This is a genomic window from Nocardia sp. NPDC023733 (genome assembly GCF_040639775.1).
Lineage (GTDB): Bacteria > Actinomycetota > Actinomycetes > Mycobacteriales > Mycobacteriaceae > Nocardia > Nocardia rosealba.
In genome coordinates this window covers 132,447-155,747 of sequence record NZ_JBFAAN010000008.1, presented here as the reverse complement: position 1 = coordinate 155,747, position 23,301 = coordinate 132,447, and the positions used below count along the sequence as shown (strand labels likewise).

Here is a 23,301-nt window from a genome sequence, read left to right as displayed (position 1 = left end):
GGGATTTCCCGGGGGCGTTCGTGGTGTGTCAGAGGGAGACGGGATAGGTCGGTTCCTGGATTTCGGGCTTGATGCGGTCTTCGACGAAGATGCCGTGCCAGACCATGAAGACCAGCAGGGTCCACAGGCGGCGGCTGTGGTCGGAGACGCCCGCTTTGTGGTCGCGCAGCATCTGCAGGACGGCCTGCTTGTTCAGCAGGTGGTCGGTCTGGGACTCGGCGATCTGGGTTTCGGCCCAGTCGTAGAGTTCGGTGCCGCGCAGCCAGTGGCGCAGGGGGACCGGGAAGCCGAGCTTGGCGCGGTTGAGGACGTGGTCGGGGACGATGCCGTCCAGGGCCTGACGCAGCGCGTACTTCGAGGTTTCCTTGGTGATCTTCTGGTCGTAGGGAATGCCCTCGGCTACGCGCATCACCTCGTTGTCCAGGAACGGCACGCGCAGCTCCAGGGAGTTGGCCATGGTCATCTTGTCGGCCTTGACCAGGATGTCGCCGCGCAACCAGGTGAACAGGTCGAGGTGCTGCATGCGCGCGACCGGGTCCCAGCCCCTGGACTGGGCGTAGATCGGGGCGGTGACGTCCTGGTGGGTCCACTCCGGGCGGAACTCACGCAGCACCGAACGCAGCTGGGCGTCGTTGAAGCTGCGGGCATTGCCGTAGTAGCGGTCCTCGAGGCTGAGCGAGCCGCGCTGCAGCAGGGACTTGCCGCGCTTGCCGTCGGGGATACGGTCGCCCAGCTTGCCCACGAGTTTGCGCACTCCGGCGGGCAGGTACTCGAAAGGCTTGAGCGACAACGGTTCCCGGTAGATGGTGTAGCCGCCGAAAAGTTCGTCGGCGCCCTCGCCGGACAGCACTACCTTGACGTGCTTACGGGCTTCCTTGGCCACGAAGTACAGCGGGACCAGCGCCGGGTCGGCGACCGGGTCGTCGAGGTACCAGACGATCTCGGGGATGGCGGCGGCGAACTCGGCGGGGGAGACCACCTTCACGATGTGGCGGGCGCCGATCAGCTCGGCGCTCTCGGCGGCCACGTCGACCTCGGAGTAGCCCTCGCGCTCGAACCCGGTGGTGAAGGTGATGAGCTTCGGGTTGTGGCGCATGGCCAGCGCGGCGATGGCGGTGGAGTCGATGCCGCCGGACAGGAACGAACCGACCGTGACATCGGCGCGCATGTGCTTGGCGACCGAGTCCTCGAGCGCGGCGGCGATCTCCGCGTAGCGGCTCTGTGCGGCGCCCTCGGCGAACGGGCGCACCCGGAAGTCGGGGCGGAAGTAGCGGGTGGCCGACGGCTGCGCGCCCACCCGAACGGTGGCGTAGGTGCCGGATTCGAGGCGGCGGATGTTCTTGTGCAGCGACTCGGGCTCCGGCACGTACTGCAGCACCGTGTAGTGCTCGAGGGCGCGCGGATCGAGCTCGTCGGACAGACCGAGCGGGCTCAGCAGTTCGAGCACGCTCTTCTTCTCGCTGGCGAACGCGGTGCCGCCGGGGCCGGTGGCGTAGAACAGCGGCTTGATGCCGAAGGGGTCGCGGGCCAGGAACAGCTCCTGCTTCTCGGTGTCCCAGATCGCGAAGGCGAACATGCCGCGCAGCTTGCGCACGGCCTCGGGGCCCCAGAAGTGGAAGGCGGCGACGATCGACTCGCCGTCGCCGTCGGTGGCGAAGATCTTGCCCTCGGGGAATTCGGCGCCGTGTTCGGCGGCCAGCTGTTCGCGCAGTTCGAGGTAGTTGTAGATCTCGCCGTTGAAGGTCATCGCGTAGCGCTGCGGGTTGTCCGCCGGGCCCCAGCGCAGCGGCTGGTGCGAGTGCTCGATATCGATGATGGAGAGGCGGTTGAAGCCGAAGATCATGTGATCGTCGTGCCAGGTGCCCTTCTCGTCCGGCCCGCGGTGGCGCTGGCAGTGCAGGGCGTCGTAGACCTGATCGACCACCTCGGTCGTCGCCGCATCAGCTGTCAGGAATCCGAGCAGTCCGCACACGTGTCGGCAACCTTCTCTCGTTCGATGTGCGCATGAGCGACCCTGGCGGGCTCGGCGCGTGGACGTCCGGCGCGACGGGGTCGACCGGGGTTGCACTGAACTCTACCGACTCCGCTCGCCCGGCACCCAGGCGAGCGGGCATGTGCGCCGCGAAACCCGGTGCGGCGGTTCGCGCGTCCGCCCGAATCGCCGGGTCGCGCGAACAGAACCGCAGGTCGTGCGGTCGCGTCCGATCAAGGCGGAGTGTCGAATCCGACCCCGCGACAAGACAGCACCCGCTTTGGTCTACGCTGCGTAGTACTCAGGTCCTTCTCAGGTGAACCGGCGTCACAGCCGCGATACTCGGGACGGACCGAAACGTGCTGGAAAACGTGTCGGACGGGCGGATCGCGGCCCCGAAGACGCAAAGTGTCGGAATGTGTAGCGACCAGGAAGGCGTGAGCGTGGCGCACAAGGCGAGCGAAGAGATCGGGGCTCGACCCGTTCGGGGTCGGCAGGGCCGTATCCTTCGGCGGGCCGGGCTGGCGGTGTCCTTGGGGATGACTGCTCTCCTGGTCTCGGGCTGCTCGATCGACAATGTTTGGCTGCGGTTCGGCTGGCCTTCGGGCATCACGCCGCAGGCGACCCGGATGCGGGAGCTGTGGACCTGGTCGGTCCTGGCCGCGCTCGCCATGGGCGTGCTGGTGTGGGGTCTGACCTTCTGGACCGTCATCATGCACCGCAAGCGCAAGGACTCCCCGGAGTTCCCGCGCCAGACGGGCTACAACGTGTCGCTGGAGCTGACCTACACCGCGATCCCGTTCGTGATCATCGCGGTGCTGTTCTACTTCACCGTCGTCGTGCAGAACTACGTGCACGAGAAGACCGACAACCCGGACGTCACCGTCGACGTGACCGCCTTCCAGTGGAACTGGAAGTTCGGCTACCGCGACGTGGCCAATGTGGGCGGCCTCACCTGGAACGGCATCGACACCGAGCGGGAGCTGGCCAACGAGGAGCAGCTGCGCGGCTACGAGGAGCGCGAGGGCGACCACGGCAAGAAGCAGCCGGGCCCCCTGCACGGCAAGCCGGCCAACGACATCCTCTCGTACCTGCACTACGACAAGGTCGAGACCGTCGGTTCCAGCACCGAGATCCCGATCCTGGTGCTGCCGACCGGCAAGCGCATCGAGTTCCAGCTCGCCGCCGCCGACGTGATCCACGCCTTCTGGGTGCCGGAGTTCATGTTCAAGCGCGACGTGATGCCGAACCCGAAGGAAAACCAGTCCGACAACGTCTTCCAGATCTCCGAGATCGAGAAGGAAGGCGCGTTCGTCGGGCGCTGCGCCGAGATGTGCGGCACCTACCACTCGATGATGAACTTCGAGGTCCGCGCGGTCTCGCCGGAGAAGTTCGCCCAGTACCTGCAGGCGCGCATCGACGGCAAGACCAACGGTCAGGCCCTCGAGGCGATCGGCGAGTCCCCGGTGGCCACCTCCACGTACCCCTTCAACACCAAGCGCGATATCAAGAGCGCTTCGGTGAACGAGAGCAAGTGAGGATTCTGATATGAGGATCGAAGCACGGATCTTCGAACTGCTCACGGCGTTCTTCATCCTGGTGGGCATCGTCTACGGCTTCTTCACCGCGCAGTCGCGCACTGGCATCGAATGGGCCGGTACCACCGCGATCGTGCTGACCGCCGGCCTGTCGCTGATCATCGGCACCTACTTCCGGTTCGTCGCCCGCCGCATAGACCTGCGGCCCGAGGACTTCGAGGACGCCGAGATCGTCGACGGCGCAGGCGACCTCGGCTTCTTCTCGCCCGGTAGCTTCTGGCCCATCACCCTGGCCGCCGCCGGTTCGGTGACGGCGCTCGGCCTGGCCTTCTTCCAGTTCTGGTTGATCGGCCTCGGCGTGGTGATGGTTCTCGCCGCTGCCGCCGGCCTGGTCTTCGAGTACTACCTGGGCGTCGAGAAGCACTGACGCGCTACGCACAATCGCCGCAATCCTGTACGGGATTGCGGCGATTGTCGTTTCGGGACCTTCGGTAGGTCCGGGATCAGGAGCGGCGCGTCGCGGCTCTGGCCGCCCCCGCGCTGCCGATCACGAGCAGCAGGATCGCCAGTGCCCATCGTCGTTGCTCCTCGACGACCGGGCGGGCGTGGACGACCTCGGGTTCCCGTTCTCGCGAGGCCGGGATCTGCACCGGTGGACTTGTCGGGACTGTCGAAGGAACCGCGGGCGGACTGGTCGGTGTGCTGGGTCGGGGTTGTTCGGTGCGCGCCGGTGGTGCGGGGAGTGCGGGAGCCTGCTGGGGTGGAGCGGGAGCTGGAGGCTCCGGCACGATCGGCGGTTGTGGGGGTATCGGGGCGGGAGCGACCGGCGGGTCCGGATTGGGCAGCGCCGGGGCGGGGATGTCGAACGGGGCGGGGGCGGGTGGGGGTATGTCGAACGGGGCGGGAGCCGGTGGTGGGATGTCCGGCGGGACGGGTGCCGCTGGTGGTGGGACGTCGGGCACAGGAACGGGCGCCAAGGGCATTCCGGGCTCGGGGTGAGGTGGTTCGGGTGGCACCGGGATTCCCGGCAGGTCGCCATGGCCTGGTGGGTCTGGTGGCAGGAGCAGCGGTGGCTCCGGCGCGGGACCGGGTGGGTTCGGCTCGGGGACAGCGGGGGTAGGCGTAGTGGTCGGAGTTTCGGGGACCGGTGCGGGCCCAGGTGGCGCGGGAGGGGGCGACGGCGGTTCGGGAGGTGCGTCACGCCGGGGTGCGGGGCCCGGGATGATGATCTGGGCGTAGGGGGCATTCGGGCCGGGCGGGTTTTGCGAGTCACGGTCGGGTTCCGGGGCGGATACTTTCGGCGCGGCCGGTGTGTTCGGCGTCTGCGGACGTGACGGCGCTGCGGGTCTCCCGTCGATCGGGATCGGTGGCGCCGGGTACTCCTCGACGGGTCGGTCCGGCCGGATCCCACCGGCCGGGATTCCGTCGCCGGGGATTCCGCCGCCCGGATCAGCGCCGGGGACGAACGGAAATCCGGGTGCGGCGTCGACCGCACCCGGCAACCACAGGCTGGCACCCATCGCTATCGCGCAGAATCCCGTGCGCATCGGTGTTCTCACGTGAGCTGAGCCAGAATCGTGGTGAAGGCGTCGGGCCCGATTTTCGCGGCCCGCCCGTACGGGTTCTGGAGCTGGTAGATCGTGTAGATCATGAAGGTGACCACGGCGGCGAAGCTGGCCACCACCACTACGTGGACGCGGGCGCTGGTGCCGGCGAACATCAGCGACAGGCCGATCGACAGCAGCGCGCCGAGCATCAGTGCCACCCACATCATCGGGGACAGTGTGCTGCCCGCGGCTTCCACCCGGGTCTGACGCGCTTCGTACACCTCCCACAGCCGGTCCGCCGCCGCGATCTGGCGGGAACGCTGCCATTCGTCGGCCGCCGGTGTGGCGGCGATGGCGGTGCGCACCTCACTGAGCTCGGTCCAGGCGGTGTCGTCGACCTCCTTCGCGGCCGTCATGGCGGGCCACTCCACCTCGATCACCTCGCCGGTGTAGCGCCGCACCGAGGCGGTGATGGCGCTGCGGGCGGGATCCGGCAGCGAGTCGCCCGCCCACTGCAGGGCGAGCAGCCGGTCGGCCTCGTCCGAGACCGCTTTCTCGGCGGCGGAGTTGGTGTCGAGTACACCGATGAGCAGGAACGAGGCGAGCACCACCTGCAACCCGGCGACGAGAGTGAAGACCTGCCCCACCGACTCGTTGACCGATTCGCCCTCATGGCCTTTCCCGCGCCTGCGCAGGTAGTAGGCGCACGCACCGGCGAGGCCTGCGATCAGCGCGACCCACAACAGGGCTTCCCACAGCATGTCTCAGACGTCCTTCGTCGGGTGATCGAATGTGACCGGAAGTGAATCCAGGCAGATATGTCTGCCGTTCTCGAAGTAGCGGGTGGGTGTGCCCGCCAGGTGGTAATTCGGATACCTGGCGAGTTCGGCTAGGACCAAGGCGAATTCCTGCCGGGCGACGTGTGCCCCGAGGCAGAAGTGGATGCCGTGGCCGAAGGTGAGGTGCCGGATCGGACCGCGATCGAGCCGGAAGGTGTCGGGGTCGTCGAACCGGCGTGGGTCGCGGTTGGCCGCACCGGTGAGCAGTACCACCCGCGCGCCCCCGGGGATCACGGTGTCGCCGACGACGACCTCGGTTGTCGTGCGCCGGGTGCCGTGGTCGACCGGCGCCCACAGCCGCAGCGTTTCCTCCACCGCGGCGGGGATGAGCGCGGGATCAGCCCGCAACCGGTCCTGCAGATCGGGTCGCCGGGCCAGCTGCCAGAGCAGGTGCGCGAGGGTGTTCATCGATGTTTCGTGGCCCGCGATGGCGAAAGCCACCAGCATCACATGCAGTTCGTCGTCGGTCACGGGCCTGCCGTCGAACTCCGCACGGACCAGCGTGGAGAGATAGTCGTCACCGGGTTCGTCTCTCGCCCTGGCGATCTCCTGCCGGAAGAGTTCGGCGAACGGCGGCCAGAACCCGTCGGCGTTGGGGTCGGCTGCCATTCGGTCCCAGGTGTTGGCGGTGAGATCGCGGATGCGCCGCTGAGCGTCGGGGGAGAAGCCGACTGCCATGCCGACCACCGCGAGTGGTAGCGGGACTGCCAGCTCGCCCACCAGATCGGCGGACCCGCGCCGGGCCGCCGGCCGGATCAGTTCGGCCACCGCGCCCTCGATGCGTGGCCGCAATTTCTGTGCGGCCGCGAGCAGGAACGGAGGGCGCATCAGTGACCGGTAGTTGCCGTGCTCCGGCGGATCGTACTCCAGCGGGGCGAAGCGTGGCGTCCCTTCGGCTTTCGGGAAGAACACGCCCGCGGCCGAACTGTAGGTCTCGTGGTCGGTGAGGGCTGCGGCCACGTCGTCGTAGCGGGCGAGCAACCACATCCCGCCGTAGGCAGGGGAGTAGGTGACCCGGCTCTGTTCGCGGATCGCCCGATGCACCTCGATCGCCACATCGGGGGTGAAGGCTGGATCGTGATGATCGAATCGCTGGGCCAGACGGGCGAATTCGGCCTCGGGAAGCAGTGTTGTCATCGCGGCACCGCTTCCACTGCCGGGGCGAGCTGGGCGAAGGGGTGGATGTGGTACGGATCGTAGGTCTCGTCGACGACCCATTTGACCAGTCGGCGCATCGGTTCGATCCCGTCCTGCGGGGTGTCGGAGCGGAAGTGCGTGGCGAAGCCGAGCGAGACCAACCGCTGCGCGCCCGCGTGAGGCGCGAGGTCACGCAGCGTGCGTTTGAGCGATTCCGGCCATACCCCCACGGTCTGGGTGTAGGCGTTCATCGCGTCCAGTGCTCGTTCCGGATGATCGATCGGGACGACATTGGCGACCCGGCCGCTGAGCGAGGCGTGGAAGTCGACCGGTTCGTCGGACAGCGAGACCAGCACCGCGCCTTCGTCTTCAGTCCCGCCGAAGACGCGGAAGAAGGCCGGGCTGGTGCGCAGGGCGGCGATCTCGCGGCGCAGTGCGGGGTCGAATCGGGTACCGGCCGTACTGACCGCTGGAGGCAGGGCCTGGATCTGTTCGTGGAGCAGCTCGCCCCACCGCACCGCCCGGTCGATGCCCGCCGTGTCCGTGCCGGTGCAGACGTAGACCACCCGGGCGTTGAAGCACGCGTCCTGATTGAGCAGGCCGACATCGGCGGCGGCGAGGGCCGCGGTCTCGTGCCGGGCGTCGTCGTCGGTGAACGCCTCGGGCCCGATGACCGTCGCGCTGAGCTTCGGATCCAGGGTGACCAGTTCCAGCCCCGGCTGCTGATAGCGGGTGAGGTGCCGGACGGCCGCGAATCCGCCCCAGGCGACGAGCTTTTCGACATGAGCCGGCCGGTAGAGCTCGCTTTCGAACCGCTCGTCCCCGCCGCGCCAATAGGCGACGGCAAGGTGCCGCACCAGCGGATGCGCCGGATCGACCTCGGCCATCGTCCGTGCCAGCGCGACGGCGGTGTAGGGGTCGTTGGCGGGCAGTTTCACCACTGCGTCGCCCCGGGTGAGGGCGTTGCGCACCAGGGTGATCGCGGCGATGATCGGGTTGTTGCCCGCGATGACGTGCACGGTCCTCGCCCCGAAGGCCCGCACCCGCGCCGAGCCCCATTCGGCCCAGCCGTCGAGATACCGGATGCCGATGGTGTTCTCGGCCAGGTCGAGGGTGGTCTCGCGGGCGAACAGTCCGGCCAGTTGAGCGTAGGTGGAGCGCAGCACGGGCTCGGTGAGTCCGGAGCAGCCGACGAGTTTCGCGAGGGCTTCTCGCAGGTGGGGGTTGTCGTCGGGGTGCAGTCGCTGCCCGACCTCGTCGAGGAAGTCGATGATGTCGGCGGTCGGCAGTGCGTGGATGTCGCGCATGCTCGTTGGTCCGGGGCAGACGAGGCCGGGAAGCAGGCGGTGTGCGTCGGGTGCCCGGAAGGCCGCGCTCCCGGCGCCGAATTCGGGACCGTCGTCGTGCACGGTTCGCCCACGCACGAACGCGGGAGCCAGCGGTGTCCCCGTCATCACAGTGCCCCGTTGAGGAAGGTCAGCGCCTCGTCGAGCGCTTCGGCGGTGGCGGCGCAGGTGATCTTGTCGTCCCCACCGGGACCGGCGAAGCGACTGATGGCCGCGCCGATCCGCGGGGTGGTCCGGCCGCAGACGCACGGTTCCCAGTCCACTGTCACCAGGTCGCCGGTGACGATGCCGCCCCAGTTCAGGTCGGCGGTCAGATCGTAGAGGGCGACTCGGCCGGTCGTGGTTCCGGTACGCGGCAGGACCGCCCCTGTCTCCGGGTCGAGCAGGTACAGCACCAGCCACGGTTCGAGGTGATAGCCGCCGGCACCGCACTGCAGGTTCAGCGACATCACCTCGACCATGGCGTACACGAATCGCAGGGCGGGTACGCCCGCGAACCGGGCGGTGCGTTCGGCCCAATCCTCCGGCAGCGCACCGGCTTTGGAACCACCACCGGCGAAGATCACCGAGTCCGGTGCGAAGACATCGGTGAGTCCCTGTTCGGCCGCGCTGTCGGCCATGCCGGACAGCACATCCCAGGTCGACAGGGCCGCCACCCGGGAACCGGCCAGCTCGTCGGCGAGGCGCCGCACGAACGCGGTCATTCCCGGTCCGGTGGCGCGCAGGGCCTCGGTGAACTCGGCCCGTCGCAGCGCGAGTGCGGGCGGCACCTCCACGCGGCCCGCTTCGCCGCGGGCGGCGGCTGCCCGGAGCCTGCCCGCCAGGAACATGACATCGGCGGAGAGCAGCCCCGGGTGCAGGCAGTGCATGCGTTCGGGTGTCAGCGCGATCTGCTCGGCCATGGCGGTCGCGTGCCGGGCGATGCCGCTGCGGCCGGTCCGAAAGCTCGGCCACACCACGTCGACGCCGGTGTGGTCGTCGTCGGGGAGCACGTCCATGCGCACGATGCGGTACAGCCGGTCGTACTGGATCTGGGAGTGCGGGATGAACGACATGGTGCCGGTGGTGCCCGACGAATGTGCCAGGCGCAGTTCGGTCCGCTCGTCCACCGTCGCGAGCCAGGCGTCGATCGAGGTGCACCCCGCGACATCGAGGCCGGTCAGGTCGACGGTGGTGAGTCGCGACATCCACGTGTTCATCCGGTCGAAGCGGTTGTCGACGAGCAGTCGTGTCGGGTACGCCTTGTAGACCGTGTGGGGGAACAGTAGGGGCGCCGCGTCGTCGATGGAGTCGAAACCGTCGATGTGCTGTTCGGTGGCGAGCGCGTCGAGAACCGGTATGCGTGGTCGCAATTCGTCGAACCGCAGGCGTAGCGCGTCCAGTTGGAGTGCGGTCAGCTCCCTGGGATCCATGGTGTGCATGGCGATACGTGACCGGTCGAAGTAGGTGGCGGCGTCCTCGGCGAAGGTGCGCAGGTCGGCGGTGGTGGTGACGGGAGTTGCGGTCATCGATGGCTCCTCGAGAGCAGGTCGGCGAGCGCCCCGGCGGCGGCGTCGATCGTGGGGTGATGCCACAGCAGCGTGGCCGGAATCTGTTGTCCGAGTAGCACGGTCAGTTCGCGACGCAGGATCGCGGAGAGCAGCGAGTCGAAACCCAGCTCCGTCAGGGCGATTCCCAGCGGAACCTCCGTGGGGGACACGCCGAGCAGGTTCGCCACGGACGATCGCAGCAGGGTGACGAGCGCGGCAGGCAGATCGGCTGGTTCGAGGGCTGTCCACCCGGCACCCGGACTGACGGCGGGGGCCGGGGCGAGGCCTGCCAGCAGCGGTGGGTGGGCTGGGTGCGGGACCACGCGCAGCACAGCGACATTCGCGCCACCTGCCGTGATCGGCCCGTCGAGGGCGCGCAGCGCCTGCTCCGTCGAGATGTCGGCGGTGCCGTGGACGGCGAGTTCGGCGGTGATCGCCGCCGAGGACGTCGACATGCCGAGCCCACGCCAGCTGGTCCAGGCGATGGCCTGGCAACCGCTGTCGCCGAGGGCACGGCGGTGCCGGGCGAAGCCGTCGACGAAGGCGTTGGCCGCGCTGTAGACCGGTTGACCTGGCAGGTGCAGCAGCTGGCCGGCCGAGGAGAACAGGATCAGGAAGTCGAGATCGCCCGGCGCGAACAGCGCACCGAGAGCGAGGGTTCCGCCCACCTTGGCGGCCAAACCCTGCTCGACGAGGTCGGGCCGCAGATCCGCGACCGGCACGTTCGCCACGGTGCCTGCCGCATGGACCACGCCGCGCAGCGGAGGCAGACCGTGGGCGTCGGTGTCGAGGGCGGCGGCGAGCGCGGGCCGGTCGGCCACGTCGGCGGCCACGGTTCGCACGGTGACACCCTGAGCTTCCAGCGAGCGTTGCAAGCGGTTCGATCGCCGTGGCGCAGCCCGCCTGCTCACCAGAATCAGCCGGCGGGCGCCGCACTGGACCAACCACTGGGCGGTGATCGCACCAAGGGCTCCGGATGCCCCGAGGACCGCGTAGGACGCGGCCGGATCACAGCGCACACCCGATGTGCCGGGGTTCGACTGGACCGGCACCGCGCGCAGGTGGTGCACGTGGCCGTCGATGACGGCGGCGACGTCTTCGCCGGAGCCCGGTGGTATGCACAGGTGTCTGCGCAGCGCGGCCAGGTCGTCGGCGGTCGGGCGGGCGGGTAGGTCGACGATCCCGGCGAAACTGTCCGGGTATTCGGCGAGCAGGGCCCGGCCCGCGCCCCACAGTGCGGACTGTGCGCGATCGGCCGGAGTAATGGCTTCGGCTGCCCCGCGTGTGACGCACCACCACGGTCCGCGCCGGGTCCGCGCGGTCTCGAACAGTTCGGTGACCATTCGCCGCACCGACTCCTCGACGGATTCATGTGTCCGCGGCCTGGGCGCGCAGACCATGATTCCGTCCCCGTCGGTGCCTGAAAAGGCTTGCCGCAGTAGCGGGTCGTCCCCGGAAAACGTGATGCCGGGTGCCGCGGTGGTACCGGGATCTGGTTCGCGGATCTGCCAGCGCAGATCAAGAGTGGCGGCCGGCGACTCGGCGTCGATGTCCGGCTCGGCGTAGCGAACACCCGTCAGGCAGGCAAGCAACCTGCCGTCGGAGTCGGACAGGTCGGCGTCGACCCGTAGTCCCGCCCGGACGGTGACAGTGAGCACCAATTCCGCCGGTGGTGGTCCCGGCGGGAAGCGGCACTCGGCGATGTGAGCGGGCATGCGGAGTACAGGTGGCCCGGGGAAGACCACCGACGCCGCCGACAGGGCCGCATCCAGAAACGTCGCCCACGAATCGGGCGCGGCCGCTGTGCTTTTCACTCGGGCGGACAAACCCTGGTCGTTGCGCTCGGCCTCGATGATCTGCCAGTGCAGACCCATCGATGTCACGCCAAGCGCGGCGAGCCGATCGATGACGAAGTCGGCGGGCAGGTTCTCGCCGCGGTACCACAGCACGGGTGATCGGCGGGTCTGACCCGTCGCGCGCCGGTAGTGGGCCGTGGTGTGGGTTTGCCACGCTCCGTCGGTCCGGGAGGAGAGGGTGAGTCTGCCCGCCGAAGCGGTGACCTGGATGTGTCGTGCCGGCTCCATGGTGACCGGTACCCGAAGGGCGATGTCGTAGAGCCGCCGACCGGGTACCGCCGCGGCGAATGTGTGCAGCAGGATCGCGGCGGGCACGATCTCGCTGCCGCACACCGGGTGGTCACCCGGATAGGGCCGGACGGTTCGGTCGAGGTAGGTGTGCCAGACGCGGACCGGCGGTGTGGTGTTGACGACAGTGGGCTCACCACCGAGCAGCGTCGCGGAGGAAGGGTCGTGGCCGACGATGGCGGTGGCCGCCTCGTTCGTGTGCCGCCAGTAGTGCCGGTGTTGCCAGCGCATGGTCGGCAGGTCGACCAGAGCGCCTTCGGGATACATGGCCGCCCAGTCGATTCGGGCACCGAGCCGATACAGCTCACCGACCGCGGTGTGGAAGGCGGCAAGTTGGGGACGTTGTCTGTGCAGAGTCGGGACAGCCCGGTATGTCTCGTCGATCTCGGCGAGGGAATGGGCGACGACCGGGTGGGCCGAGATCTCGAGGAAGGTGCGATGCCCGTCGGCCCCGGCAGCGGCGACGGCGTCGGCGAAGCGCACCGGCGCGGCCAGATTCGTCGCCCAATACGCGGCGTCGCGAGGCCGTGGATCGCGTGGATCGGTGAAGGCGGTTGTGTATAGCGGTATCCGAGCCGGGCCAGGCTCGAGATCGGTGAGTTCGTGAGCGAGCCGCTCGGCGATCGGGGTCAGCGAAGGGCTGTGGAAGGCAAGGTCGGAATCGACACGGCGGATCGGGATTCCGCGTGCGACCCATTCGTCGGCCAGCGCGTCGACCGCGCGGCGGGTGCCGGAGACCACCGTGCTGCCGAACGACGACCGAACGGCCGCGCACACATCGTCGTAGCCCGCCAGTTCGGTTGAAACTTCGTCGAAAGCGCGCGCCACCATGATCATGGCGCCCCGGCCGGTGGCCGGTTCCAGCAACCGGGATCGCACGCAGATCAGGCGCGCACCGGCCGCCGGATCGAGCACGCCCGCGACGACGGCCGCTGCGATCTCGCCGACCGAATGGCCGAGCACCGCAGCCGGTCGCACCCCGTGCGCCCGCCACATCGCCGCTAGCCCCAGCTGAGTCAGGAAGATCGCGCACTGTGCCGTCGGGGTGTGGGAGAGGTCGCCCCGGCGCAGCAGATCTTCGGCGCTGCAGCCCCATTCGCTACGGAACACCGGTGACACCTCGGCTACGGCGGCCGCGAAAGCCGGGTCGGCGTCGATCAGCTCGGCACCCATCCCCGCCCATTGCGCTCCGTGCCCGGAGAACACCCACACCGGATCGTGCGGTGGTGCCGAGCGGTGGTACTCGGCGGTGACGGCTGCGTCGAGGCCCGCGAGGAGTTCGGCGGTATCACCGGCGAGCACCGCCACCCGGTACGGGAGATGACTGCGATGCCGGGCCCGTGTGAAGCACACGTCGGCCGCATCGATATCGGGATGCGATCGTACGGCGGTGGCAAGCGCCCGCAGTTCGTCGCGCAGTCCCCCGGCCGAGGCCGCGCTGACAGCACAGAGGTGTTCGGCGCGAGGGGAAGTCGTCACCGGCGATACGGGCGGCGCGGCATCGACGATGAGGTGACACAGGGTGCCGCCGTAGCCGTAACTCGCCACACCCGCACGCGCGGTGTGCTCGGTCGACGGCCAGCCGACGGTGGCGGTGGCCAGGGCGATACCGTTGCGGTGCCAGTCGATATCGGATCGCGGTCCGCTCGTCGTCCGCGTGGGCGGGATCGTCCGATGATGCAGTGCAAGGACGACTTTGACCAGACCGGCGATACCCGCGGCGGCCTCGAGGTGGCCGATGTTCGGTTTGACGGAACCGATGAGGCACGGTTTTCCCGACGGGCGCCCGGTGCCGAATACCTCGGCCAGCGCGGCCGCCTCGGCCGGATCGCCGGCCCTTGTCCCCGTCCCGTGCGCCTCGACATAGTCGACCGACCCCGGTGACACTCCGGCGTCCGCGCACGCGGCCCTGGCCAGATGTTGCTGGGCGGGACCGCTCGGCGTCATGATGCCGCTGGTTCGCCCGTCCTGACGGATGGCGCCGCCGCGCAGAACCGCGAGCACGCGGCGCCCGGCGGCGAGCGCGTCGTCGAGCCTCTCCAGGACGACGAAGGCACACCCCTCACCGCGACCGTATCCGTCCGCGGCGTCGTCGAACGACTTGGACACCCCGTCGTCCGCGAGCACACCGGCCTCGGCAAGCGTGACCGACAGCGCGGCGTCGCCCATCAGCATCACACCACCGGCGAGCGCGAGCGGAACGGAACCGTCGCGCAGCGCCGACATCGCCTGATGCACCGCGACCAGCGACGACGAACAGGCGGTGTCCACGGCCACGCTCGGGCCGCGCAGGTCGAGCGCGTGCGAGATGCGGTTCGCCGCACCGCACAGCGCGGCACCGATACCGGTCCACGCGGTGACGGTCGACGGGTCGCCGAGCAGTCTGCGGCCGTAGTCGTCGGAACCGATTCCGGCGTACACGGCGGTGTCTGTCCCGGTCAATCTGGTCGGGTCGATTCCACTGTGCTGCAAAGCTTCCCAGGCGACCTCCAGTGCCAGTCGGTGCTGGGGGTCCATGTGCTCGGCCTCGGCTGCCGGAATGCCGAAGAAGGCGGCGTCGAATCCCGCGATGTCGTCGAAATAGGCGCCGGGACGCAGTGCCCGCCGAACTGCGGGCACGTGACGATTGTCCGGCAGGCGTTCCGGTGGCTGCTCGCCGACGACGGTGCCGCCGCCGGTGATGAGCCGCCAATATGCCGACGGGGAGTCGATGCCCCCGGCGAAGCGGCAACCGATGCCGATCACCGCCACCGGTGTGTGTCGTGTCATGCGTCCTCCCGAGCCGGGCGCCGACCGGGAGGTGTCCCGGTCGGCGCGAAAGAGCCTGTGCCGCCGACGATCAGGCCAACGGGCCGATGTCGCCGTAGAGCCAATTGCCGGGCGCCTGCGGATCGGGGCTGGTGTAGTACTCGTGCCAGGCATCGAGCAGTTCCTCGACCGACAGCGAACCGCTGCCGTCGCGGTCGAGCCGCTCGAAGGCCAGCCGGCTGTTCTCGGGCGAGGTGCCGAAGGCGCGCTGGTACTGGAAGAACTCCTCGGGCGAGACCTTGCCGTTGTTGTCGGCGTCGCACAGCGCGAACAGGGCCTCGGCGAGCGGACGGAAGCCCTCGCGGTACACGTCGCCACTGGCGGCGAACTTGCGCAGGCCTTCACGCCATTCGGTCTTGCTGATCAGGCCGTCGCCGTCGGTATCGAACTCGGTCGACACGTTCTCCCAGAAGTTCTGGAAGGCGACCAGCAGCGCCTGGGCCTTGGGGGAGTCGAACGGCGCGTCGAGATAGGCGATGATGCGAGCCGCCAGGGCGATCACGTCGGCCCGTTCCATCACCCCGTCGCCGTTCTGGTCGCCGTGGCCGAAGCACACGTCGAACTTGCGGTCGAGCATGTCGGATACCACTGAAGTCATTGCTGACACCACCTCGTAAGTAAGGGGAGGACACGAACTGTGGAATCCCGCGGCGAAATCGCAAGGGAAGCGGGAGATCTCGAAGTTAGACCGCGACTATCAGTCGGTGCAATGGTCCAGTTAATGCCTGGAACGCGGGTCGCGACGTGCTCGTGACACCTAATCGCCAGGCCGCAGCGGGGTTGCCGAGCTCGGGACAGCCCTCCCGGGTGATCGGGTTTGGCACGGTTTTCTGGTGAAGATGGCACGGAAAATTGGGCTCGGCCGCTCGCGGTCCGAATGCGCGGAAAGCGGTCGGGAAGTGGCGAGTTCCCCTGTTATGCTTGTGTTTTCGCAGCTTGGGAGTTGTCGGCACGGTCGAGCTATCGGGGACAGGCGCGGAGGTGGGGTATGCGGATCTATGCGGGTGTGCGCGAAACCGATGAGCGGCAACACGGCGGGCGAGATACGCCCGGCGGACACCCGGCGGAACATTCGTCCGGCCGACGCGGCGATGCGGAGCCCGTCCCGTCGGGTTTGTCTGATTCAGGGCAATCGATGGGCGAACCACCGCATCGTGAATTCGCGTGCCTGCTCGACACGGCAGGCCGCGGGGGCGGCGGGGGGATCGCCCTGCGCGGGCCGCGGGACCTGAACCGGCTGGCATTCGGGTGCCGTGTGCGTGCCGACGAGGACTTCACCGCCACCCTCTGGACCCTGAGCACCGGCTCGGTGCTGGTCGCCCGGCTGCGCACCTCGGGTATCACCGCCGAGCGCGACGGCGGCGCCGCCCATGATCATTACGGCCAGTACCTGCAGTTGAGCCTGGTGATAGATGGCCGGGTCGCCCTCGAACAACGGGGCGCCCGCTCCGTCGCGGCGTCGGGGCAGGCGTTCGCGGTCTGCCTGGACGCGCCGTTCCGGTCGGTGCTGTCGCGGGGTGAGGCGTGCGCCGTCGACGTGCTGCACCTGTACGTGTCGATGGGCGCGCTGACCGCCTGGGGTCTCGAGCCCGCCGCGGCGGGCGGTCAGGTGTGGGCGCTGTCCGGCGCCGCGGTTTCGGCGCTCCTTTTCGCGCGCGATCTCGCCTGCGGCGCAACGAGTCCCGCGCATCTGGGCATCGCCGCCCGGATCGACGAGATCGTCTTCCGGTCGGCCGTGGTCGCGCTGCTCGAACGCGACCTGGCGGGGGCCGCGATCGAGATATCGACCGAGGACATGCTGCGCCGCCGCGCGATCGACGTCATCGACCGCGGTTTCACCGACCCGGCCATGAACCCCGACGCGGTGGCGCGACGACTGCACGTGAGCAGAAGGACGCTGTTCCGCGCATTCGAGCTGCAGGGCCTGTCCGTCGCCGGACTCATCCGTACCCGCAGGCTGGTGGCCGCCGCGACCGCGCTCAGCGAAAGCTCACGCAGTATCCGCGAGATCGCCGAGACCTGCGGATTCCGCACGGCCGACCAGCTCTCCCGCGCATTCCGGGCCGAATACGGCGTGCCACCCGCCGCGTACCGCACCGCACGGCGTGCCGACACGCTCACCGCCCGGTGCGCGCGCCAACCCTTCGTGCACACCACCAGAACCGCGTTCTGATGCGGCACCGCGCGGAGGTGTCAGACGCTGTAGCGCAGCGCCTGCTCCGAACGGCAGATGTCGTCGATACCCGCGACGATCTCCCGCAGCTGCTCCGAGGGCAGGGCCGACGGACGCAGGCGGCAGGTGAAGGTGATGAGGCCGTAGTCGGCGGGGGTCAGGCCGCGGGCGGCGGCTTCGGCCCGCAGGTACGGCGAGCGCACACCGTAGGTCATCGCGGAGATGACGGTGAAGCAACCGGAGCGTTCCCGGTGCTCGGAGAACAGGTCGTGCAGGCCGTAGAACACCGAGCCGTAGTTGGCCAGCGGTGCGAACACGCCGACGCGGTAGGCGGGGCCGCGCTCGGAGGAGTTGATGACGGTGTCGGCCAGGTATTCGGCATCGCGCATGGTGAGCACCTTGGGCGCGAACATCAGCGCGCCCGCCGCCGCATTGCGTACGGGCATACCGGCGCGGCCGCCCGCCGCGGAAGCGATGGCGCCCAACGACTTACGGGTGCGGGTGCCGACCTCGCGCCGCGCCCGCAGACCGCGGGTGGGTGCGGTGGGGTACAGGCTCGACCACTGCCCGAACCGGACCGCACCGAGGGTGACCTGCCCGGTGCCGACGGGACGGGTGACCTTCAGCGGCGCGGTGTCGACCCAGCGCCCCACCTGTAGCGCCGCGCTGCCGGGGTTGGTGATCTCGGCGGTCGCGTGCTCGACGAAGGAGTCGAAGTCGAGGAAGCGGTCGGCGTCGGTGGTGAGCCAGGTGTGGTCCTTGTCGACCTCCACCACATCGAGGGTGAGCGCGGTGATGATGCCCGCGCGCCCGCCCGCGCCGAGGATGCGCTGGAACCGTTCGGTGTGGTGGCCACGCCCGCAGGTGCCGATCCGGCCGTCGGGGTCGACGTACTCGAGGTCGACGATCTGATCGATGAACATGCCGTAGCGGTGCGAGGCGGTGCTCACACCACCGACGGAGGCGAAACCGCCCGCGGTGATGTCGCGGTGGTCGCCGACCACGGGCAGGCCGAGGCCGTGCGCGCCGAGGCGCCGGTCGATCTCCGACAGCTTCGCTCCGGCCTGCACCCGCACGGTGCGGCGACCGAGATTGATGTCGAGGACCGAGTTCATCTTGCGCAACGACAGCACGCCACGCTGATCGGCCAGCCCGAACGAGGACTCTTCGGTCGGTTCGCCGCCACGTACCGTCAGACGTTCGGCTCGATCACGCGAATCACGCACGGTGCGAACGACATCCGCAGTGTCGGTGGGGAGATATTCTTCGGAGGTGACGGTATGCGGCGTGCCCATGACCGCATAGCTAACCACAGCGCGGCGATTCTGGCGACGGGTAGTTCCCACCTATTTCCGCGACGGCGGAAGTTGCTTGCTGAACAGGACTTTTCCGGTCGCGTCGCACAGGTCGACCGTCAATTCCCCGGTGCCGCCGTCGATGCGGACCTCGCCGAAATGCTGGTACTCGAGATCGAGCGGCGAGGTGTTCGGCGCCGGGGGCGCGTGCACGAAAACGGCCTCGGGTCCGAAGGTCGGGTCGAGCGGGTTGGGGCCGAAGGCGCCCGCGTTGAGCGGCCCGGAGACGAATTCCCAGAACTCGTCGAAGTCGGTGAAGTTCGCGCGCGCGGGCGAGTAGTGGTGTGCGGCGGTGTAGTGCACGTCGGCGGTGAGCCAGACGACGTCGCGCACCTTGTTCGCCTTGATCGCCGACAACACCCGGGCGATCTCGCTTTCGCGGCCCGACGGCGCGCCCGGCGCGGCATTGGCGACGCCTTCGAACGCGGTCTTGCCGTCGGGGACCACCACGCCGATCGGCAGATCGGCGGCGACGATCTTCCAGGTGGCCGTGGACTGCTGCAAACCATCGATGAGCCATGCCGTCTGGGCCGCACCGAGCACCTGACCCTGGGGCCCGGTGTTGGCGGTGTTGGCGTCTTTGTAGGCGCGCATGTCGAGGACGAACACGTCGAGCAGCGGGCCGTAGGAGATCTTGCGGTAGAGCCGTCCGTCGACGGCCTCGCGCGGCTCGAGCGGCATCCACTCGTGGAACGCCTGCCAGGATCGGGTGGCGAGGGTGTCCATGCTGCGCTCGGTGTAACCCTTGTCGGCGGCGACGGTACCGCCGGGCGACCAGTTGTTGGTGGTCTCGTGGTCGTCCCACTGCACGATCTGGGCGACCGAGGCGTTGAAGCGACGGTAGTTCTCGTCGGTGAGGTTGTAGGCGTAGTTGCCGCGGAACTGGTCGAGGGTCTCGGCGGGCTGGTTCTTGGCGTCGGCGGTGATATTGCGCCACACCCGGCCGTCGGGCAGCGTCACCGATTCCTTCAGCGCGTTGTCGGCATAGATGACGTCACCGGAATGCAGGAACAGGTGCGGGTCGCGAGCGGCCATGGTCGCGAAGACCTTCATGCCGCCGACATCGGGGTTGATGCCGAACCCCTGACCCGCCACGTCGCCGGACCACACCAGCGAGATATCGGCGGGCGCGGTGGGGGCGGTGCGGAACACGCCGCTCAGCGTCTCGGAGGTCGCGCCGTCCTCGCCCTCCAATCGCACTCGGTAGTGCACGAGCTGCCCGGCGGGCAGGCCGTTCACCCGTACGCGTCCGGTGCCGTCGGTGGCGGGAGTGAGCAGCGGCCCGGTGAACCGCCGCACGTCGCTGAATTTCTCGGTGGCCGCGGTTTCGACGACCAGGGTGGCGGGACGATCCGAGCGGGCCCAGATCAGCGCGCCGTCGCTACGCGGGTCGCCGACCGCGATGCCATGAGTGAGGGTCGGCCGGGCCCGCACCAACCCGGGGCCGTCACCGCAGGCGGCCAGCGCGGGGCCGGTGAGCAGACCCAGAGCGGAGGCGCGCAGCAGCGTGCGCCGGGACATCGCGAAGTCGACCATGTCCTGCACCGTGCCCGGACGAGTCGAACGGGCGGTCGTGTGTACGGCAACAGCCGGTGAACGCTGCCGGACGGAAAGGCTCACGTCCACCTGGGCGGAAGGAACTGTTCAGCGGTCAGAGACCAACGGCGGCAGCAGTTTCGGGGTACCAGCGGGTGCATTCCGCACGCAACGGGACGGCCGTCCGGAGCTGGCACAAGATGGCGACGCCGCCGAGGAACGAACGCAGCAGGGGAGTGTCGGCCGGTGGCATGGTGAGCTGGCGCAGGATGTTCGACAGGCTCAGATCGGTGGCCAGGCGCACCTGCTCACGCAACCAGTCCGCCGACAGCGGGTAGGTCGGCGACATCAGCGCCTCGCGCACGGGACGCAGACGCTCGGCGACGGTGGCGATGTCGAGGTCGCTGCCGGGGGCGACATAGCCGTGGCGGCGCAGCGCGGCTTCGAGGTCGGCCACGGATTCGGCGACGACAGCGGCGCCCACGTCACCCGCGACGGTGAGGAACGCGGGTGTCCAGGGCGTGCACGCTCCGAAGTCGACCACTCCGAGCCGCCCGTCGGGCATGCGCAGGAAGTTGCCGGGGTGCGGGTCGCCGTAGATGAGGGAGGCGCGCGCGGGCGCGGAGAACAGGAAGCGCAGGATCAGTACGCCCAGCCGGTCGAGTTCGGCTGGTTCGGCACGAGCGATCAAGCGCGACAGCGGGATTCCGTCGAGCCACTCGGTGACCAGCACGTCACCGCGCTGGGCGATCACCCGGCCGACCACCACGTCCGGGTCGTGGCGCAGGGCGGTGCGGAAGTGCTCGAGGTTGGCGGCTTCGCGGGCGTAGTCGAGTTCGGCGCCGATCTCCTCGCACAGTGCCTCGATCACCGGCCGGGTCTCGGCACCCGGCAGCAAGGCGGTGAACAGGGGAGTGGCGCGGCGCAGGACGCTCAGATCCGCCAGCACCGCCTGCCGCGCACCGGGGTACATGACTTTCACCGCCACCGGTGTGCCGTCGTGCCAGCGGGCCCGGTGCACCTGACCCACCGATGCGGCCGCCGCGGCGCGGTCGTCGAACTCGAGGAACAGCGAACGCCAGCGGGGACCCAGGTGGGTGGCGAGTTCGGTGTGGACGGCGGCGGGCAGCATGGCAGGGGCCGAATCGTGCAGGCGCGCAAGGGCTCGGCTGTACGGTTCGGCGAGATCGGGGGCGAGCCCGAGTTCGAGCAGGCCGAGCAACTGGCCGAGTTTGGCGACGCAGCCTTTGAGTTCGCCGAGCACCTGGAAGAGGTGTTCGGCGGTGCGGTGGCGGATCTCGCGCTCCACAGTGGCCGCGTCGCGTCCGGCCGCCCGTCGGCCGATTCCCGCTACGCGTCTGCCCATATAGGCGACGGGCACCGCTGCCAGCCTGGTGCCCCGGGCGACTCGGCCGGTGGGCGGCGCCCCGTCGGGCTTGCGGCGGGGAAAACGCACGACACGACCCGCGTCGAATTCATCTGCGGCCATGTCCACCTCGCCCTCCCCGTCGACGGCCACGCGACCTACATCCTCGGCCTGCGTGTGCGGCACACGTTACCAACCGGTCGTGGTGGCGTCCGCACATCAGGACCTGTAGAACAGGCGACTGCCCGAGCAGAGGTGCGACTGCGTGATCCAGGTGCCCGGGGGCTCAGCCGATCACGTTGCCGGCTGGGCGCTGCCGAACCTGAGCGGCAGGCCGGGCACAGCCGGACCGGACCGCGGGCGGGACTGAGCCGAACATCGCTAGGCGGCTCAGCCGAGGGCGCCGAGCCGGTGCAGGCTGCCGTGGATCTCCTGGGTCCAATCTCGGTGGGCCAGTTGGGCGTAGTCGACCCAGAACATCCCGATTCCGTCGCGGGTGCCGCGCAGCAGGCCGCCCTGGATGTCGGCCTCGAGGACCACGGCCATGCCCGTTTCGGTAGCGACGAAGGTGACCTCGAGCTGGTTCACCCGCGGAAAATGCGGAGAACGACCGAATTCGAGTTCCTGATAGAACGGCAGCCGCTGCGGTGTGCGGTTGATCCGGCCCGCCTCCACGTCGGTGCGCAGCAGCGGAAAACCCATGCGCCGCACCGCGTCGAGCACCACGTGCTGAGCGGGCAGCGCGCCGATGCCGATCGGATCGGTATCGGTGGAATCGACCGCACCGTGCAGATCGACCACGGTGCGCAGCGCCACCGCCGCGCCGGGCAGGTGGTGGCCGTCGAAGAAGGTGATCGGGGTTTCCAGCGGAACAGGGGCGGCGAAACGGAATTCGGCGATGCGGCCGGCACCCAGTGTGAACGGCCCGGTGACGGCGACACGGCCGAACGCCTGATCGGCGACGCGCTCTTCACCGTCGGAGTATTCGCGCTCGACGCGGGTGATGAACTCGACGGCCACCTGCCCGACCGCCTGGTCGACACGCCCACCGCGCAACCGGATGACACCCTCGACGACACCACCCGGCTGCACACCGGGAGTGAACAATTCGGTGTCGACCTCGGCGCCGCCGACACCGGCCGCGGCCAGCATTTGCTTGAACATGTGACCAGTCTGGCCGACGGCGCTTACGAGATGCTTATCAGGCGCGGCGGTGCCGAGCCGGCCTGCGGCACAGGCGGATCGGCGTCAGCTGGCGGCGCGGTCGGGGATGCGGGTGGCCTCGATCTGGTGATCGGTGGGCTTCACGCCCTTCTTGAGGCTGTGGGCGTACACGTCGACGTATTCCTGACCGGTCAGGCGCATCAGCTCGTACATCACCTCGTCGGTGACGGCGCGCTCGACGAAACGGTTGCCGCTCATGCCCTCGTAGCGCGAGAAGTCCAGCGGGGCACCGAACTTCAGCGTGACCCGGTGACGGCGCCACTTGAACGGTCCGGGCGGGGACACCTTGTCGGTGCCGATCACCGCGACCGGGATCACCGGGACACCGGTCTCGAGTGCGAGGCGGGCCATGCCGGTCTTGCCCTTGTAGAGGCGACCGTCGGGGGAGCGGGTGCCCTCCGGGTACAGGCCGACCAGGCGGCCTTCGTCGAGCAGCTTCTTCGCCGCGTTGAGCGCGTCCTCGGCGGCGGTGGCGCCGCTGCGGTCGATCGGGTACTGGCCGGTGCCCGAAAAGAAGAACTTCTGCAGGCGGCCCTTGAAACCGGGGGTGGTGAAGTACTCCGCCTTGGCCAGGTAGTTGATGCGGCGCGGGCTCAGCAGCGGCGCGAACAGCCAGTCGGCGAAGGAGAGGTGGTTACCCGCCATGATGGCCGGCCCGTCGGTCGGGATGTTCTCCACACCTTCCACAACGGGGCGGTTGTAAAGGTGCATGAACGGTCCCACGAGTACGAACTTGAGCAGCCAGTAGAACATGGCGTCCTTTCCCCGGGGACCGGGATGGTTGTGT

The 23,301-nt window shown here is 69.1% G+C and carries 16 protein-coding genes; 3 read left to right on the top strand and 13 right to left on the bottom strand.

Features of this window, described 5'->3' with window-relative positions:
• Positions 1–28 precede the first annotated feature (28 nt).
• The gene (gene asnB, locus AB0F86_RS25570; RefSeq protein ID WP_356986118.1) at positions 29–1,972 is read right to left on the bottom strand and encodes an asparagine synthase (glutamine-hydrolyzing); all 1,944 of its coding nucleotides are present in this window, start codon (positions 1,970–1,972) and stop codon (positions 29–31) included.
• A gap of 539 nt (positions 1,973–2,511) precedes the next feature.
• Between asnB and AB0F86_RS25565 the strand changes: the two genes are divergently transcribed.
• Both AB0F86_RS25565 and AB0F86_RS25560 read left to right on the top strand, forming a co-directional pair.
• Positions 2,512–3,510: a cytochrome c oxidase subunit II gene (locus tag AB0F86_RS25565; protein WP_225282223.1), complete on the top strand. Its 999-nt coding sequence runs from the start codon at positions 2,512–2,514 to the stop codon at positions 3,508–3,510.
• A gap of 10 nt (positions 3,511–3,520) precedes the next feature.
• Complete coding sequence (locus tag AB0F86_RS25560) at positions 3,521–3,937, top strand: cytochrome c oxidase subunit 4 (protein ID WP_067495990.1); 417 nt, start codon at positions 3,521–3,523, stop codon at positions 3,935–3,937.
• Between the two features lie 76 nt (positions 3,938–4,013).
• Here the strand turns inward: AB0F86_RS25560 and AB0F86_RS25555 are convergent, their stop codons facing one another.
• The 7 genes from AB0F86_RS25555 to AB0F86_RS25525 all read right to left on the bottom strand — a co-directional run bounded on the left by AB0F86_RS25555 (position 4,014) and on the right by AB0F86_RS25525 (position 15,458).
• The gene (locus tag AB0F86_RS25555) at positions 4,014–4,160 is read right to left on the bottom strand and encodes a hypothetical protein (protein ID WP_356986119.1); all 147 of its coding nucleotides are present in this window, start codon (positions 4,158–4,160) and stop codon (positions 4,014–4,016) included.
• Between the two features lie 905 nt (positions 4,161–5,065).
• Complete coding sequence (locus AB0F86_RS25550; protein ID WP_181700959.1) at positions 5,066–5,818, bottom strand: DUF4239 domain-containing protein; 753 nt, start codon at positions 5,816–5,818, stop codon at positions 5,066–5,068.
• 3 nt (positions 5,819–5,821) lie between these two features.
• On the bottom strand, positions 5,822–7,033 hold the full coding sequence (locus tag AB0F86_RS25545) for a cytochrome P450 (protein WP_356986120.1): 1,212 nt from the start codon (positions 7,031–7,033) through the stop codon (positions 5,822–5,824).
• Complete coding sequence (locus AB0F86_RS25540; protein ID WP_356986121.1) at positions 7,030–8,487, bottom strand: acyl-CoA reductase; 1,458 nt, start codon at positions 8,485–8,487, stop codon at positions 7,030–7,032. Before AB0F86_RS25540 ends, AB0F86_RS25545 begins: the two co-directional genes overlap by 4 nt.
• The gene (locus AB0F86_RS25535; RefSeq protein WP_356986122.1) at positions 8,487–9,887 is read right to left on the bottom strand and encodes a hypothetical protein; all 1,401 of its coding nucleotides are present in this window, start codon (positions 9,885–9,887) and stop codon (positions 8,487–8,489) included. The genes AB0F86_RS25540 and AB0F86_RS25535 overlap by 1 nt, the downstream gene beginning before the upstream one ends.
• Positions 9,884–14,821, bottom strand: a complete 4,938-nt coding sequence (locus AB0F86_RS25530; RefSeq protein WP_356986123.1) for an SDR family NAD(P)-dependent oxidoreductase — start codon at positions 14,819–14,821, stop codon at positions 9,884–9,886. The genes AB0F86_RS25535 and AB0F86_RS25530 overlap by 4 nt, the downstream gene beginning before the upstream one ends.
• 70 nt (positions 14,822–14,891) lie before the next feature.
• On the bottom strand, positions 14,892–15,458 hold the full coding sequence (locus AB0F86_RS25525; protein ID WP_181700948.1) for an EF-hand domain-containing protein: 567 nt from the start codon (positions 15,456–15,458) through the stop codon (positions 14,892–14,894).
• 537 nt (positions 15,459–15,995) lie between these two features.
• Here AB0F86_RS25525 and AB0F86_RS25520 point away from each other — a divergent pair.
• Positions 15,996–17,033, top strand: coding sequence for a helix-turn-helix transcriptional regulator (locus tag AB0F86_RS25520; RefSeq protein ID WP_356986124.1), 1,038 nt, complete (start codon positions 15,996–15,998; stop codon positions 17,031–17,033).
• Positions 17,034–17,053: 20 nt separating this feature from the next.
• Here the strand turns inward: AB0F86_RS25520 and AB0F86_RS25515 are convergent, their stop codons facing one another.
• From AB0F86_RS25515 to AB0F86_RS25495, 5 genes are all read right to left on the bottom strand, one after another.
• Positions 17,054–18,328 carry an FAD-binding protein gene (locus AB0F86_RS25515; protein WP_067495966.1) on the bottom strand — a complete coding sequence of 425 codons (1,275 nt, stop codon included), beginning with the start codon at positions 18,326–18,328 and terminating at the stop codon, positions 17,054–17,056.
• Positions 18,329–18,379: 51 nt separating this feature from the next.
• The gene (locus AB0F86_RS25510) at positions 18,380–19,924 is read right to left on the bottom strand and encodes an alkaline phosphatase D family protein (protein WP_356986125.1); all 1,545 of its coding nucleotides are present in this window, start codon (positions 19,922–19,924) and stop codon (positions 18,380–18,382) included.
• 115 nt (positions 19,925–20,039) lie between these two features.
• Entirely contained in the window at positions 20,040–21,443 is a 1,404-nt protein-coding gene (locus AB0F86_RS25505) for an AarF/ABC1/UbiB kinase family protein (protein WP_356986126.1), read from the bottom strand.
• Between the two features lie 237 nt (positions 21,444–21,680).
• Positions 21,681–22,454, bottom strand: a complete 774-nt coding sequence (locus tag AB0F86_RS25500; protein ID WP_225282231.1) for a sporulation protein — start codon at positions 22,452–22,454, stop codon at positions 21,681–21,683.
• Between the two features lie 84 nt (positions 22,455–22,538).
• The gene (locus tag AB0F86_RS25495; protein WP_067495956.1) at positions 22,539–23,267 is read right to left on the bottom strand and encodes a lysophospholipid acyltransferase family protein; all 729 of its coding nucleotides are present in this window, start codon (positions 23,265–23,267) and stop codon (positions 22,539–22,541) included.
• Between the last annotated feature and the right edge of the window lie 34 nt (positions 23,268–23,301).

Coding starts and splice junctions, on each gene's coding strand:
- AB0F86_RS25500 (WP_225282231.1), bottom strand. CDS start 22,454: ATGTTCAAGCAAATGCTGGCCGCGGCCGGTGTCGGCGGCGCCGAGGTC.
- AB0F86_RS25550 (WP_181700959.1), bottom strand. CDS start 5,818: ATGCTGTGGGAAGCCCTGTTGTGGGTCGCGCTGATCGCAGGCCTCGCC.
- AB0F86_RS25545 (WP_356986120.1), bottom strand. CDS start 7,033: ATGACAACACTGCTTCCCGAGGCCGAATTCGCCCGTCTGGCCCAGCGA.
- AB0F86_RS25565 (WP_225282223.1), top strand. CDS start 2,512: ATGACTGCTCTCCTGGTCTCGGGCTGCTCGATCGACAATGTTTGGCTG.
- AB0F86_RS25515 (WP_067495966.1), bottom strand. CDS start 18,328: ATGGGCACGCCGCATACCGTCACCTCCGAAGAATATCTCCCCACCGAC.
- AB0F86_RS25525 (WP_181700948.1), bottom strand. CDS start 15,458: ATGACTTCAGTGGTATCCGACATGCTCGACCGCAAGTTCGACGTGTGC.
- AB0F86_RS25530 (WP_356986123.1), bottom strand. CDS start 14,821: ATGACACGACACACACCGGTGGCGGTGATCGGCATCGGTTGCCGCTTC.
- AB0F86_RS25535 (WP_356986122.1), bottom strand. CDS start 9,887: ATGACCGCAACTCCCGTCACCACCACCGCCGACCTGCGCACCTTCGCC.
- AB0F86_RS25520 (WP_356986124.1), top strand. CDS start 15,996: ATGGGCGAACCACCGCATCGTGAATTCGCGTGCCTGCTCGACACGGCA.
- AB0F86_RS25510 (WP_356986125.1), bottom strand. CDS start 19,924: ATGGTCGACTTCGCGATGTCCCGGCGCACGCTGCTGCGCGCCTCCGCT.
- AB0F86_RS25495 (WP_067495956.1), bottom strand. CDS start 23,267: ATGTTCTACTGGCTGCTCAAGTTCGTACTCGTGGGACCGTTCATGCAC.
- AB0F86_RS25560 (WP_067495990.1), top strand. CDS start 3,521: ATGAGGATCGAAGCACGGATCTTCGAACTGCTCACGGCGTTCTTCATC.
- AB0F86_RS25540 (WP_356986121.1), bottom strand. CDS start 8,487: ATGACGGGGACACCGCTGGCTCCCGCGTTCGTGCGTGGGCGAACCGTG.